At 37.2% G+C, this 12,672-nt stretch carries 20 protein-coding genes; 5 read left to right on the forward strand and 15 right to left on the reverse strand.

Annotated features, from left to right (window positions below; all coding sequences use genetic code 11):
* Positions 1-1,164, reverse strand: a complete 1,164-nt coding sequence (locus tag BLP54_RS05780; protein WP_242870636.1) for an HNH endonuclease domain-containing protein — start codon at positions 1,162-1,164, stop codon at positions 1-3.
* On the reverse strand, positions 1,157-1,477 hold the full coding sequence (locus tag BLP54_RS05785) for a nucleoside triphosphate pyrophosphohydrolase (RefSeq protein WP_090167692.1): 321 nt from the start codon (positions 1,475-1,477) through the stop codon (positions 1,157-1,159). Before BLP54_RS05785 ends, BLP54_RS05780 begins: the two co-directional genes overlap by 8 nt.
* 349 nt (positions 1,478-1,826) lie before the next feature.
* On the opposite strand from BLP54_RS05785, the gene BLP54_RS05790 reads away from it, so the two are divergent.
* Entirely contained in the window at positions 1,827-2,156 is a 330-nt protein-coding gene (locus tag BLP54_RS05790; RefSeq protein ID WP_090167694.1) for a hypothetical protein, read from the forward strand.
* A 378-nt stretch (positions 2,157-2,534) separates the two neighbouring features.
* On the forward strand, positions 2,535-2,879 hold the full coding sequence (locus tag BLP54_RS05795; protein ID WP_090167696.1) for a hypothetical protein: 345 nt from the start codon (positions 2,535-2,537) through the stop codon (positions 2,877-2,879).
* Positions 2,880-3,016: 137 nt separating this feature from the next.
* Here the strand turns inward: BLP54_RS05795 and BLP54_RS05800 are convergent, their stop codons facing one another.
* The gene (locus tag BLP54_RS05800) at positions 3,017-4,042 is read right to left on the reverse strand and encodes a sugar phosphate isomerase/epimerase family protein (RefSeq protein ID WP_090167697.1); all 1,026 of its coding nucleotides are present in this window, start codon (positions 4,040-4,042) and stop codon (positions 3,017-3,019) included.
* A 111-nt stretch (positions 4,043-4,153) separates the two neighbouring features.
* Between BLP54_RS05800 and BLP54_RS05805 the strand changes: the two genes are divergently transcribed.
* The 3 genes from BLP54_RS05805 to BLP54_RS05815 all read left to right on the forward strand — a co-directional run bounded on the left by BLP54_RS05805 (position 4,154) and on the right by BLP54_RS05815 (position 5,650).
* On the forward strand, positions 4,154-4,714 hold the full coding sequence (locus BLP54_RS05805; protein WP_090167699.1) for a TetR/AcrR family transcriptional regulator: 561 nt from the start codon (positions 4,154-4,156) through the stop codon (positions 4,712-4,714).
* 24 nt (positions 4,715-4,738) lie between these two features.
* Positions 4,739-4,924, forward strand: coding sequence for a hypothetical protein (locus tag BLP54_RS05810; protein ID WP_090167701.1), 186 nt, complete (start codon positions 4,739-4,741; stop codon positions 4,922-4,924).
* Positions 4,925-5,173: 249 nt separating this feature from the next.
* A complete protein-coding gene (locus tag BLP54_RS05815) occupies positions 5,174-5,650 on the forward strand; it encodes a hypothetical protein (RefSeq protein WP_143001996.1) in 477 nt (158 codons plus the stop codon).
* A gap of 34 nt (positions 5,651-5,684) precedes the next feature.
* Here the strand turns inward: BLP54_RS05815 and BLP54_RS05820 are convergent, their stop codons facing one another.
* The 12 genes from BLP54_RS05820 to BLP54_RS05875 all read right to left on the reverse strand — a co-directional run bounded on the left by BLP54_RS05820 (position 5,685) and on the right by BLP54_RS05875 (position 12,605).
* A complete protein-coding gene (locus BLP54_RS05820) occupies positions 5,685-5,879 on the reverse strand; it encodes a hypothetical protein (RefSeq protein WP_090167704.1) in 195 nt (64 codons plus the stop codon).
* A gap of 27 nt (positions 5,880-5,906) precedes the next feature.
* On the reverse strand, positions 5,907-6,338 hold the full coding sequence (locus BLP54_RS05825; RefSeq protein ID WP_090167706.1) for a GIY-YIG nuclease family protein: 432 nt from the start codon (positions 6,336-6,338) through the stop codon (positions 5,907-5,909).
* Positions 6,339-6,692: 354 nt separating this feature from the next.
* The gene (locus BLP54_RS15795; RefSeq protein WP_176754484.1) at positions 6,693-6,857 is read right to left on the reverse strand and encodes a hypothetical protein; all 165 of its coding nucleotides are present in this window, start codon (positions 6,855-6,857) and stop codon (positions 6,693-6,695) included.
* A gap of 87 nt (positions 6,858-6,944) precedes the next feature.
* Positions 6,945-7,406 carry a hypothetical protein gene (locus BLP54_RS05830; RefSeq protein WP_090167708.1) on the reverse strand — a complete coding sequence of 154 codons (462 nt, stop codon included), beginning with the start codon at positions 7,404-7,406 and terminating at the stop codon, positions 6,945-6,947.
* A gap of 93 nt (positions 7,407-7,499) precedes the next feature.
* Positions 7,500-7,949: a YbaK/EbsC family protein gene (locus tag BLP54_RS05835; RefSeq protein WP_242870637.1), complete on the reverse strand. Its 450-nt coding sequence runs from the start codon at positions 7,947-7,949 to the stop codon at positions 7,500-7,502.
* A 190-nt stretch (positions 7,950-8,139) separates the two neighbouring features.
* Positions 8,140-8,553: an EamA family transporter gene (locus BLP54_RS05840; RefSeq protein ID WP_090167710.1), complete on the reverse strand. Its 414-nt coding sequence runs from the start codon at positions 8,551-8,553 to the stop codon at positions 8,140-8,142.
* A 23-nt stretch (positions 8,554-8,576) separates the two neighbouring features.
* Complete coding sequence (locus BLP54_RS05845; RefSeq protein WP_090167712.1) at positions 8,577-8,789, reverse strand: hypothetical protein; 213 nt, start codon at positions 8,787-8,789, stop codon at positions 8,577-8,579.
* Between the two features lie 35 nt (positions 8,790-8,824).
* On the reverse strand, positions 8,825-9,460 hold the full coding sequence (locus tag BLP54_RS05850; protein WP_090167714.1) for an MBL fold metallo-hydrolase: 636 nt from the start codon (positions 9,458-9,460) through the stop codon (positions 8,825-8,827).
* A gap of 318 nt (positions 9,461-9,778) precedes the next feature.
* Entirely contained in the window at positions 9,779-9,910 is a 132-nt protein-coding gene (locus BLP54_RS16220) for a hypothetical protein (RefSeq protein WP_255405326.1), read from the reverse strand.
* 301 nt (positions 9,911-10,211) lie between these two features.
* Positions 10,212-11,267, reverse strand: coding sequence for a Fic family protein (locus BLP54_RS05860; RefSeq protein ID WP_090167716.1), 1,056 nt, complete (start codon positions 11,265-11,267; stop codon positions 10,212-10,214).
* Between the two features lie 95 nt (positions 11,268-11,362).
* Entirely contained in the window at positions 11,363-11,995 is a 633-nt protein-coding gene (locus tag BLP54_RS05865; RefSeq protein WP_242870638.1) for an NUDIX hydrolase, read from the reverse strand.
* Between the two features lie 193 nt (positions 11,996-12,188).
* A complete protein-coding gene (locus BLP54_RS05875; RefSeq protein WP_090167718.1) occupies positions 12,189-12,605 on the reverse strand; it encodes a 2-thiouracil desulfurase family protein in 417 nt (138 codons plus the stop codon).
* Positions 12,606-12,672 lie beyond the last annotated feature (67 nt).

The following is a 12,672-nucleotide window of genomic DNA, read 5'->3' on the forward strand; positions in this document are numbered from 1 at the left end:
TCACCACACCTGGTACCCTTGCCTTCTCGCGCTATCATAAACAGGCTGCATATTTTTCTGCAGAATATTATAAAATTCTTCCTCAGTATTCCCCTTACGATAAAGCTCCTGATTAGCCCAAATGGAATGCAAATTATCCTTGAGGCATTTCTCATATCTATGCCTAATCACAGGCTTGCTTGTATCATGAATCATTCCATAGAGAATGAATTGATTACGCGCAAATGCTGGGAAATAATCATTCCACCTTGGAAGCCTATTATTCTTTGCAGAATTAAGTGATGAGTCCATAGGCATCAGATTCCAAAGCTCATCATTCATAACAAATGACCATGGAATGAAATGGTCAATATCATATTTACCTTGTTTTATTGGCTCATTCTTAAACACATCAATAATCTGTTTTTCATGAAGTATGGCCTCCCACAGTTCTCTCACATACTTCAACTTTCGCATCTTTTCATCCATAGGTGCCAATTTATAAACAAGACTTGGTACCTCAGGGTTATTATTCTGTAACCACCTAACCTTTTCAAATTGAATCCAACCTAGGATAGAAACTGCATTGTCATTGATTAGTCTTATCCAGTTTTCATTAAAAAAGACTTCACGTTTTAATCCAGAAGCATGCCCTAAAGTGTATGGTAAAGGTCGTGATGTATTCAATACCTCAGCATAGGTAATTAAAACATTTATTCTATTCCAATTAATTACCGCATTTGCGTTATCGAAAAAACCAGCTAATGCTCTATAAGGAACATTTTTTGTAAGCTGGTCCTTATATACTTTCAGTTTATTATCGTATTTACGAATTTCATTCTTAATCTCAACCTTGCTAGCATTAGCTGGCAAATCACTTAATTGCGCAAGCAATAAAACAGCTCGTTCCAAACCGTCTCTTACTTCACCCTCCATCATGCCACTAAGATGAACATGAAATTCAAGCACGGTATACCATGCATTACATATCATCTCATCAATGATGTCGTTAAATGTAGTTGTTTTTACGTCTTGGGAAATAAGCTTGACTATAGCCTCCAGCCAATAGAATTTATAACAGTATGAAGGATCTTTCATCATCAATGAAAAACCCTCGATATCTAGATTATTATAGTATTCCTGATTAATCTTCAAGATTGACTGATTATCAAAAGAATTACTCATAACGCCCCCATTGGTTATTGCCTTCCCAGAAAATTTTATCTCTAAATCCACCACGTTTATCTTGCTTGGCCTGCTTCACTTCCATCAGTTCCTCGATGGAATGCCCTCTTGCTTCACATATAGCAAACAAGACTTCCAGAACATCAGCCATCTCCTCGATGGATTTATCAGCCTGATATTCAGCTACTTCTTCATTAAGTTTTCTATCTAATTCCTGCAGATACTCCTCATCAGAAAGAATCCTAGTAATTGGAGTCTTACCATCAGCTCGAATAATTTCTGGAATTTTATCTCTTACAAGTTTTCCACTCATATATCCCCCTTGACCTCATATATTAATTAGTATAGCACATCAACTAATCCATACGCATAGTTTATGTGTTTAAAACTTTCCATCCTTCACACAACCCCCGAAATAAGGACATTTCAAACAACATTGTCCACAGCTTCGCTTCTCTATTCGCTTCTTTTTCTGTAACCAAAATATCAGTCGCTTCATAAACATCATTTACCTCCTCGAAAGTACTCATCCGCCCAACCGGTTCATCTATTTTCCTTTGTTAATTATATTGTAGCAACCAAATTGACATTTTATTGGACAGCAGGATTTTCCCCCAAAAGTGATATAATACAAATAAAGTTTTTATTAATAGAGGGAAGCTATGGCAGAAGAAAACTTAAACCCAGCGATATCGAAAATCATGGATATTTATACCTTTGAAAAGGGAGTAAAAAATGGTACATACTCAGACTCTAAAGGAATTGCTTACTTGATTTTAAATGGTACACTATATACAACATATAATGTGTATATTGATAGACAACGTATTACTAAAGCAGGCTCAGTTGTTACTTTTCAAAGTCTTTTGAAAACATATGGATCTGATGAAATACAAATCAGATATGATTTGAAAGAACAAAGACTTCCTTCACTTAGAGCATATAGAAATTCTAAAGAGACAAATAATAATTCAGAAAAAAAGCATAGATAACAATTAAGCCAATAGTGACTCCTCTAACAGCGGATTTGATGGATATGTAGAGACCTATTATCACAATACAACAAATTCAGCTAATCGCTATTATGTATTAACAGATGGAGACTTCTATATGTACGTAGAAGTAAGCTACTTACTCTCTGACCCATTCGATTTAGAATTTTCCTTAGAAACAATGTAACATCCACCATTGCAACACCGCCCCTGGTAAAACAGGGGCTTTTTATTACAAAAAAAACATAAAAATACAAAATTTATACCTTAAAAACAGAGCATTATATTTATTTTCTCCATTATTTCAATATACAGGTTTACAAAACCAAGAAATATTTCTTTTTACCTGTTAGAAAACCAAAAATGGAGGTAATAAACATGACACTAAAGTATTTATCAAACAACAAGCTTCAAGCAATCACAAACACACTCTCAAATGAAGCCTTCGGCAACCCATACCCATACTCAATCATCTTTGTTGACCCCAAAGAAGTTAATACTGCCAAATTCTATCCGTATGCAGAAATCCCAGAAGGGCACGAAGACGAATGCATCATTGAGGTCTCGAAGAAAATGCGACACTCATCTATCGAGAACTTTATCCTTTGTCTTCTATATTGCCTATATCAATACAACGCCTGGTGGAGAGGCGTCGAGCCTACAGACTATAGCATTACAAGAGCTGAGCTCAATAACTATATTGATATCCTTAAAAATATATAATCTCAAAACGTAAGAAGGGGCTGCCACACTAAACTAGTGCGACAGCCCCATTATGATATTAGAGAGATAACGCAGCCTTGTAGCCGCCTTCTTTATGAATCTTGCGCATGGCATTATCTTCCTCATCTCAGCCACGTTTAAAAATATTTATTCATGAATTCGGAACTCACTTCGATACTCTTTACCGGATCATTGTCAATCCAGTTCATGTGAGTTTCCAAAATAACTGCCATAACACCATTTTCATTTATGACTTCAGAAAGACCCTTAAGATTCATATTGCCTTTTCCAAGCTCTGTGGCCTTTTCTTTAAGGATGGGTGTCATATATGGTCCTTTTTGAGTGTTTCCTCTGTCATTAATATGCCAGTACTTAAGACGTGAGCCGAGCTTTTCTATTATTGGATAGACGTCAGCGCCTCCGTCAGTCATCCAATATGTGTCCAGCTCAAAATTCACATATTCATCATCAGTGTTTTCTATAATCACATCATAAGCTGTCTTATCCGTTGAAACCTTCTGCAATTCACAGTTGTGATTATGATATAAAAGCTTTACGCCGTGTTCTTTCAGAGCTTTTCCTGCAGCATTTAACCGCTCTGCCAGACTCTCAACCTCGTTTAAATCGCTATAATCAAATCTGTACATTCCTGTTATAACAACTACGTCTGTGCCATAGCTTTTTGCAAGATTCGCAACTTTCTCAGGATCTGCTTCTATTGCACCGAGATTTGAATGCATACTGCTTACCTTGAGCCCGCTCTCATAAATAAGCGTATGCCAATCCTGATTACAGCTGTTTCCTATGTCCATTCCACCAAATTTTGTCAAAAGCTTTACTATAAAAGGAGATTTTTCTATCATGAAATCATTTATCTCTATATAATCATATCCGGCAGCTTTAACATGTTTCAAAGCGTCAAGCGTAGTGTCGTAATTATCTGATAATGTACCGAGCATAATCTGCTGTACGCCTTTTTTTACAGTATTGTCCTGAGTATTAAGCTGTGCACTGAAATAATCAGCTATTTCTTTTCTTGTAACTTCATAAGGTCCTGCAGTGGCATTTAGATATATATTTCTTATCAAAAAGGCAATAATCATGCACAACACGACAATTAAGACGGTGAATATCAGCGGCTTTTTTTCCTTTAACTTTCTCATTTTAGATACTTATATTTCCTTTCGGTTTATTTTTGCTTATAATATAATCATCATGTGTTGATTTCAACCGACAAATATTTAACTTCTGTTGATTTCAGGAAAGGAGTATCAATGACAGCCTCCGGAGAGACCAAGATTTTACATACAAAAGAGCGTATAAGAAATTCCCTTATACAAATGCTTGGAAATGTCACTATAGAAAAGATAACTATAAAAGAATTATGTATGACAGCCGGCATAAACAGGACAACTTTTTATAAATATTATGGCAGTCAATATGACGTGTTAAACGAAATTGCTTCAATATATATATCTAAAACAACCGCTCTGCTTATGGAGAATTTAGCCGAGGATCGGAAAATAGCTGATGATTTGGTAAATGCACTTCAGTTCATAAAAGACAATGCGGATTTTTTTATCTTATTTCTGGGAAAAGATAACTTAAATCCTATATCAGATATAAGCTCATTACTACCAGATTTTAATAAAATTGTGCTGGCATCTATGCGTAATTCATCTATCACAGAATATGAAAAAAAATATCTGTCCTCCTATGTTTTACACGGAAGTGTCAAAATGATAAGTGACTGGATATCTGACGGATGCAGCCTTAGCTGTCAGAAAATGTGCAGTTTAATATTAAATGCATCCGGAAGAGTAATAGGAATATGAATTGTAGTAAATGAAAGTTAGACTATGAGTATTTTTGATTTTAACGATGGTGATTATTGTATGGATATGGGAGGCGGTATGCTGATGGATACCGATGGACACCTTATGCAAAGTATGGGCTCTGGAATGGCTTTAGATCTTGAGACTGGAGATCTTCATCTCACAGATGATAACACATCAAATAGTTGGAATAACGAGGATGATTGGTAAATAATAGTCATTAATTAACCGATATAATATTTGTACGGATAGCACTTTTCAATGGATTGAATCCAAAGGAAAGTGCTTTTTTAGTGAGGTGAATGCTATGCAAGATATCAAAATTAACATGACATATTCTATAACAACCAATACTTTCTCTAACCCGGATACAAACCAATCTATAAGCCAGCAGATTTCTAACACCATCAGAAAAGTCCAAGAAGACGCAGAACAATCAAAAAAGGTTATGATGAGAAAATGATGTCAAAAATCCAGACTAAAATCAAAAGTGGCAAGAAGCTCACTTCTAAGGAAGAAACCTACCTTAAGAAACACAACCCTGAATTATATATGCAGTATCTTCGCATTAGAAAAATGGCCCAATGCTTGGAAAATCAGCTCAAGCATGCTAAGTCTAAAGAGGAAGTAAATGACATCATCTTCCACGCATTTAACAGTATTTCTGACAAAGACGAATACAAAGAAGCTATCGTCAATGCACTAAATGAGGTTGTCAAAGACTTCCAGCACTCCGATGCTTTCCAAAAGCTCCCTGACACAAATGAAGAGGCCATGAATCATAAAAAATCAACCAAGTTACCATCCAACGAAGATCAAGATGATGACTTCAACAACCTATCAGATTCATCAGAGTCCGAAGACTTCGACCCAATGACATGGACACCTCTCCAGGATGTCATAGATGCTATGCCTACATTTGAAATAAGCAGTTAAAAATGGAGTCTACAATTGTAGGCTCCATTCTCAACTAACATATTAAATTGAATATGGTAACAACCAATGCTACTGGCGGAATCATCATTAATAACAAGCTTGAAAGGCAACTACCATTAGGCTTATTACCACCACTTCCACCACCTTTATCTTCCTCGTCTTCTTCTAGAATAATCTCTGTAAGAAGTATATCATCCATACCAATGTTACCATCGTTATTCCAATCCATACATACCTCCGATAGGTTCTCTACCTACTAATTATCCTTAACGTTATATTTGGTATTTATTGAACGTAATAATTCAAGCTCAACCTCTTTAAATTTTTCAGTCTGATAGAAATACAGCTTAATCTCTTTGTTTTGCTTTGCGCATTCTAATACTACTTTATTCATTTTGCAGTTAGTAGTCTGTCCACCTTCAAAACAATTCCTAGCTGATATGACACCATATCCTGTATTGAAGCGATTTCTTAGATTCGCAGTTTCACCAATATAGATAATCTCATCGTCTACTATCCATAGATATACACCCGGTACCTCATCGGCAGAAATCTTAAACTTACAGAATGTTCCTCCACCATAGCCATGCAATTTTAGATTATGCATATTCTGATATCTCGACTGTGGAGCATCTTCGATTACTAGTCCATTGGAATCACGCTCTACATCAATAATCTGCAGAAACATAAAGTCGTAACCGGCAACATTAATTGTTTCCTGTGCTGAAGGTACTTTGGATATAATTATTTTCTTACTAACATTACTTTGGGGAGAAGGTTTCCGATTTGTAGTACGAGATAGTTTTTCTACAGCAGTTACCCTTTTTCATCTTCTATAATATATAAGTACCGTTTTTATTCTGGTGGCAAATAAATTTTTTATAAGCTTTACATTAATACAACAAAAAAGTCCCACCTGCATTGTTGCAGGCGAGACCACAATTGTTACTATTTCGCACTATACTTCAATTCCTCAAATCCACCAAACTTACCTTGCTTTGCCGACTTAACATCCATAAACTCCTCAAATGCGAAATTTGCTTTATTTACACATCTCCTGATATATCTGCCTTATCACGCTCTCAATATTTCTGCTGCCTATATATCCAAATGGAATGTTCTTTTCTCTTACAATAGCCACAAACTTCTTATAGCTTATGTGGTTGATATAATCAGTGAAGAAATATACCTTTTCTTTCTCCATCATGCCCTGCATAACTATCCCATTACAGTGGTCAATCTGATGCTGAATAGACCTTCCTTTTATTCATACTGACTGAATCAGAACAATGCTTTAAAAATATGCTGCAAGCTGAGGAATGCAAGCTATGACACCACTCACAATCAAAATAATCCCTGTGCCCATAAAAGAAATCATAAATACTCTTGAACAGAGTTTGGAATCTTTTTCACTCATCTGATCCTTGAGTCCTCTGAAAATCATCCCAAGTGCCCAGCCCAGGTAAGTGGCGAAAAGTCCCCCTGCAATCAGCGCTACACCTTCTACACTGACTTTTATAAATGGATGATATGCATTCACCAGAAAAATAACAGCTATAGCCACCACGATTACTAATACAGGTGTCATCAGTCGAATTACTCGCATGCTGCTCTCAGCTTCTTTACGCTGCTTTTCATTTGCGCTTAGGATGTCATCATCCAGAATTCTTCGGTTATTTCCTGCAAAATTCAAAAGAAAAAATCCCCAGACACCGGCAACTATCAATACCGGGACAAAAAATGTAAGTTCAAACATGTTCTTCTCCTACTCCAAATTTATTGGGTCATTTATTGGGTCATCATGACCCAATAAAAATTTTTCACTTCATAGGTTCAAACCTGGCAAATCCTATACATCTTCTTCCCAGCCTTTACAAATATCTACCCATCCTTCAGCTCCAGATGCTTTCTCAAGCTCTGCTGGAGTAATCTTTACGGATGTATACTCGTTGCCTCCTGCAGGATGAACATATTCGAATCGCTTCATAGAAACATCCAGCCAGATTGGAATATCCTCAGGCACAGCAAAAGGACAAACTCCACCAGGCTGAAAGCCTGTAATCTCCTGCACCTGATCACGTGGAATCATATGAGGCTTGGTATGAAAATACGTTTTAAACTTAGAACTGTTTACCTTCCCATCGCCAGCCATAACAACCACAACAGGCTTTTCATCCACTACAAATGACAATGTCTTCGCAATCTCTGGCTCGCTACAACCAATCTGCTGAGCAGCATGCTCCACCGTATCAATAGTCTCTGTATGCTCTGTGAGCCTGTCCCCCCAGAGACTTCTCATCTAGGAATGCTTTTACCTTCTCATTAATCATCGCTATACCTCCATGTTAAATTCAATTATAGCGAAGCAATGCTATTAGCAGGAAATAAAAGATTTCTATTGCTAGTTATAAATCTCATCTATAATCTATAAGCTACCTCTAAACAATATTCTCCATCCTTACCTATGGCATGCATCCTCTTCTCAGCCTTTACATTACTAAAAACAGTGTTCCTGCTCCAATGAGAACGCACCCAACAATAGACTTAGGTGTGACCTGCTCATGAAGGAATATGAATGCCAATACAAGTGTAATCACTACACTCAGCTTATCTATTGGAACAACCTTTGAAGCTTCTCCCATCTGCAGTGCTTTATAATAACAAAGCCACGATGCGCCAGTAGCAAGCCCCGATAAAATCAAAAATATCCAGCTCTTTGTGCTTATCTCACTAAGTCCCCTTTGAGCATTCGTCAGGAAAACCATCCCCCATGCCATTATCAGAACCACAGCTGTTCGTATAGCCGTTGCAAGATTAGAATTGACACCTTCAATGCCAACCTTCGCTAAGATTGATGTCAATGCTGCAAATATTGATGACAATATCGCAAATAAAAGCCACATACCATCGCCTCCCCATAGATAAACTACTCTACCTTAAAAATCTTATTATCCTTATCAAAGAATATCCAGTCGCCTTCATTGATATCCTTGGCCAGCAGCTCTGCATCTGCCACTTCCATATCAATCTCCTGTCCTGTCTCGTCACGTAATCGGAGCAACACCTGAAACTGGTATCTCTCTGGGCGCTCCTCGCAGCCATAGTCTGCTTCCTGGATTCTTTTTACTATATACTTCAAGCTAATTCCTTCTTTCTAACTTATTTTCCCCTCTACTATATCCTTACTTCAACCTTTACAGGCGACTTTACTAACCTAGAAAACTCTTCTCCCGCATTCTTAGAAGTTCCAGTTATCAGACCATAATGGACAGGAATAGCCACTTCTGGTGCAATTGTATTGATTAGTTCAGCTGCCTTCTTTGCATCCATAGTATAAGTTCCGCCAACTGGCACTAGGGCAATATCGCACTTTACAGCTTTAGCCTCTTTAGTAGCATCAGTATCTCCCGCTACGTAAATACGTTTTCCGTCTACAGAAACGATATAACCAACCCAACCAGCACTCTTTGGATGAAATGGTTTTAAAATATTATACGCAGCAACAGTTTCAAACTGTAATCCTTCTACTTCATAGCTTGCACCAGGATTAACATATTCAATCTTTCCCACCACTGCTGCAACTTCCGCTGCCTTGCTTTTCATTTTTTCGGGAACAACTAACACTGTATTCTTATTAGCGACCTTTTCAATGGCTTCTGGCGAAAAGTGATCATAATGGTCATGGGTAACTAATATAAATGCAGCATCACGTGGTGTTTCATCCATCTCAAATGGATCTACATAAACCGCCCTGTCTCCAACATCAATGCAAATACTGTTGTGCTTAAACACTTTAATCTTTTCTGTCATTAGTGCCCCCTTACTTATGTTTTGTATAAGGGTATTGTACTTCTTTTCAAAAAAGAAAGCACCAACCAAAGTTGATGCTTCCGAAAGTTCATATTAATGCAAATTTGCACAGAATAGATTGGTTTCTTGTCAAGTTATGTGTTTTTGGTGCGAATTTGCACTACCATAAGTCATTATTATCCCTTCCTTCTCTTATAGTTAATGCATTGGTGCTACCAATTTTCCAGTGAGGCTATATCGTGCAAGGTAAAATCCAAAAATTATTCAAAAAATAAGGACCTACAGATTTTTAATCTGTAAGTCCTACTCTTTGTCATGTTATTTAATTATATCCAAAAACTCTCTTGGTGTTAGAATAAAAGGCTCTATAGGAAAATGCTTTTTATTTCCTGTAACCAAATACGAATTATCATCTCTCTTTTCCATCTCAGATATATGCTTAGTATCCATATTTTTCCAGCTCCAATGATTTCTTGTCTTATATCTTATAGAAAGATTTCGAAAAACTCCGATTGTCTATGCTCTTTAGCCTATATTCCAATAACAAACCACTAATCCCAAGCAAACAGCACATAAATTCAGTATAATTAACATCAAATTAGTTATCTTTTTCAAAATCCATTCCTCCCAAAATCATTTTTATCTACTATATCTTATTTCTGTATATAAAAATAGCCCTATAGCAGCATAATTTTTCATACTGCTATAAGGCCGATTTTTAGCTATTTCCCAAGCCCATAAGTCCCACTTATCAAACAAGTGCATCTTTCCTTACATAATAAGTGCCCCTACCACTTCCTCGACGTTCAAGTACTTCCTCATTAACAAGTGCTGTTAACGAATTTTCCACGGATGCACGTCCTAACTTTGGGCACATTTCCATTATTTCACTCTTGGTAAACTTACCTATTTTTTTATAAACGGCAGCTCTTACCTGTTCAATGGCTGGTTCCTTTATATCGATAATTTCAATTCGCTCCTCAAAATCTTTATAAGCAGCAATAATGGTCTTTAGTATATACTTTATGAATGGAGTCGGATCATCTTCTCCTTCATGCCAACCCTTCTGACTCATGTTGAGCGAGTCATAATATAAATCTTTTAATTCAGCTATCTTTTTTTCCAAAGAAACATATCTACCAACAACATAGCCAGCTCTATAAAGTAACAGTGTCGTTAACAATCTACTCATTCGACCATTGCCGTCATTAAAAGGATGCACACATAAAAAATCGTGAATAAATATAGGTATTAATAATAATGTGTCTACTTCTTCGGTAACTGACAATCTATTAAACTCCTCACATATTCTATCAATAGCAATAGGTGTCTCTAACGGACTAAGCGGCTCAAATATTACATACTCAACACCATTTTTATCTCTAGCAACTATATGATTATCACTGTTTTTAAAATGTCCGCCTATACTTCTATTTGTAAAACGATAAAGATTCTGATGCAGCTGGAGAATATAATTTGCAGAAATTGGAATATACTCATAACTTTCATGAATCATATCCAATACATAGCGATAGCCAGCAATCTCCTCTTCATCACAATTCTTTGGAGTAGTTTTTGACTGCATCAATTGATTCAATCTTGCGTTTGAAGTAAAAATGCCCTCAATAGCATTTGAACTCTCAGTACTTTGAACTTTGGCAACTTCGACTAGCTTATCTAAAACAGCTGGTTTTTGAGTCAAATATAACTCCTGCTTTCCTCTGTATTCATGGATACCCGAGACCAGACCTAATATTTCACTATCCCATTTGTAGTCTTTATACTTACTGTAATTAAATTCTCGCATAATCTTTCTCCTTATCGCCTAAATTATATCACATTTTAGGCGATAATCAATGTGTTAGGCAATTTATCACCTAATACCAACTCGATTTGCTTATACTACGCTCGCGTCAGCGAGTGGTCTGTGGAACTCGGAATCGCTTCCATCTCAGATATATGCTTGGCCACATTCTCTTGATTACTAACATATTTACGAACTATCTCCAGCCCACCCATAGGAACGCAGAACTTCTCATCCCTCGGTGGCTGGCAAGCCTGATACACTTCCTCCAGGTCAAACCATTCCACGCTATCCAGTTCTTCCTTCTGGATAGTAAGTTTATCAATGTCTACATCTTCATCATACACATATACAAATGCAATCTCATTGTCCCTGAACATCTTGCCGTGAAATTCCTTCTCATACTGAATAGGAAATGTTCCTGCAAAATTCAAATCATCTGCATCAGCCTGAATACCAAGCTCCTCAGAAAGCTCCCTAATTGCAGATTCCAACGGCTCATCACCCGCCTGGATATGTCCAGCTGATGAAGTATCATATCTGCCTGGAAAAGAGTCCTTGTTTAAAGCTCTCTTCTGCAAAAGTACCTCTGTTTTGTCTCCATTGTCACGAACCACCCATATATGAGCAGTTCTGTGTCTAACACCTTCAGCGTGAGCCTGCGATCTAGTCACTGTCTCTCCTGTAGGCTGCCCCTTTTCATCTACGATGTCAAAAATCTCTTCTGTCATTATGCACTTATTCCCTTTTTCAAAATAATTCTCCCATCACTAACTAAGCTTTATCGCATTAATCACTGGCTCTTCATAAGGATGAACCTCCTATATGACCTGCATCCACTTCACGCAATGCCTGGCGAAGTTCCTGCAGTGATTCTTTTGGTATGAATGTTTCGATTTTGTACATGCTAATTTACCTCTCCTCTTAAACATCCTCCACATCCAACACCTTAATCCCATTCTTAATCAGCAGCTCTGCAAACACTCCATGGCCATCAATGAGCTTTCCGGTAAAACTTCCATCATAAATTTGCTTCACGCCGCAGGAAGGACTTCTTGATTGAAGAATCACCAAATCCACTTTCTCATCAAGTGCTTTCTTCAAACTAATCTGAGCTCCTGTTCTGAATTCCTTATCTTTGTTTTCACCATTTTTATTAGTAACAACTCCATTCACAATCTCACAAGGTATTCTGGGAGTAGGCAAGCCTCCTGCTACCTCAGGACAAACCGGAACAACCTCATGCCCTTTTATGTACTCAGCAACCTTCTCACTGTAGTTGTTGCCACCATTGTATTTGCAATTCTGCCCTAGCAGGCAAGCACTAACCATGATTTTCATTCTGGTTGCCTCCTCTAATTGATGTCACTTCTTCATTTGCTTTCAATTATGACAGTTTTAGCAATAT

This window comes from Pseudobutyrivibrio sp. 49 (assembly GCF_900100545.1).
In the GTDB taxonomy this organism is placed as follows: Bacteria; Bacillota; Clostridia; order Lachnospirales; family Lachnospiraceae; genus Pseudobutyrivibrio.

Coding starts and splice junctions, on each gene's coding strand:
- BLP54_RS05780 (WP_242870636.1), bottom strand. CDS start 1,164: ATGAGTAATTCTTTTGATAATCAGTCAATCTTGAAGATTAATCAGGAA.
- BLP54_RS05785 (WP_090167692.1), bottom strand. CDS start 1,477: ATGAGTGGAAAACTTGTAAGAGATAAAATTCCAGAAATTATTCGAGCT.
- BLP54_RS05790 (WP_090167694.1), top strand. CDS start 1,827: ATGGCAGAAGAAAACTTAAACCCAGCGATATCGAAAATCATGGATATT.
- BLP54_RS05795 (WP_090167696.1), top strand. CDS start 2,535: ATGACACTAAAGTATTTATCAAACAACAAGCTTCAAGCAATCACAAAC.
- BLP54_RS05800 (WP_090167697.1), bottom strand. CDS start 4,042: ATGAGAAAGTTAAAGGAAAAAAAGCCGCTGATATTCACCGTCTTAATT.
- BLP54_RS05805 (WP_090167699.1), top strand. CDS start 4,154: ATGACAGCCTCCGGAGAGACCAAGATTTTACATACAAAAGAGCGTATA.
- BLP54_RS05810 (WP_090167701.1), top strand. CDS start 4,739: ATGAGTATTTTTGATTTTAACGATGGTGATTATTGTATGGATATGGGA.
- BLP54_RS05815 (WP_143001996.1), top strand. CDS start 5,174: ATGATGTCAAAAATCCAGACTAAAATCAAAAGTGGCAAGAAGCTCACT.
- BLP54_RS05820 (WP_090167704.1), bottom strand. CDS start 5,879: ATGGATTGGAATAACGATGGTAACATTGGTATGGATGATATACTTCTT.
- BLP54_RS05825 (WP_090167706.1), bottom strand. CDS start 6,338: ATGTTTCTGCAGATTATTGATGTAGAGCGTGATTCCAATGGACTAGTA.
- BLP54_RS15795 (WP_176754484.1), bottom strand. CDS start 6,857: ATGATGGAGAAAGAAAAGGTATATTTCTTCACTGATTATATCAACCAC.
- BLP54_RS05830 (WP_090167708.1), bottom strand. CDS start 7,406: ATGTTTGAACTTACATTTTTTGTCCCGGTATTGATAGTTGCCGGTGTC.
- BLP54_RS05835 (WP_242870637.1), bottom strand. CDS start 7,949: ATGAGAAGTCTCTGGGGGGACAGGCTCACAGAGCATACAGAGACTATT.
- BLP54_RS05840 (WP_090167710.1), bottom strand. CDS start 8,553: ATGTGGCTTTTATTTGCGATATTGTCATCAATATTTGCAGCATTGACA.
- BLP54_RS05850 (WP_090167714.1), bottom strand. CDS start 9,460: ATGACAGAAAAGATTAAAGTGTTTAAGCACAACAGTATTTGCATTGAT.
- BLP54_RS16220 (WP_255405326.1), bottom strand. CDS start 9,910: ATGGATACTAAGCATATATCTGAGATGGAAAAGAGAGATGATAATTCG.
- BLP54_RS05860 (WP_090167716.1), bottom strand. CDS start 11,267: ATGCGAGAATTTAATTACAGTAAGTATAAAGACTACAAATGGGATAGT.
- BLP54_RS05865 (WP_242870638.1), bottom strand. CDS start 11,995: ATGACAGAAGAGATTTTTGACATCGTAGATGAAAAGGGGCAGCCTACA.
- BLP54_RS05875 (WP_090167718.1), bottom strand. CDS start 12,605: ATGAAAATCATGGTTAGTGCTTGCCTGCTAGGGCAGAATTGCAAATAC.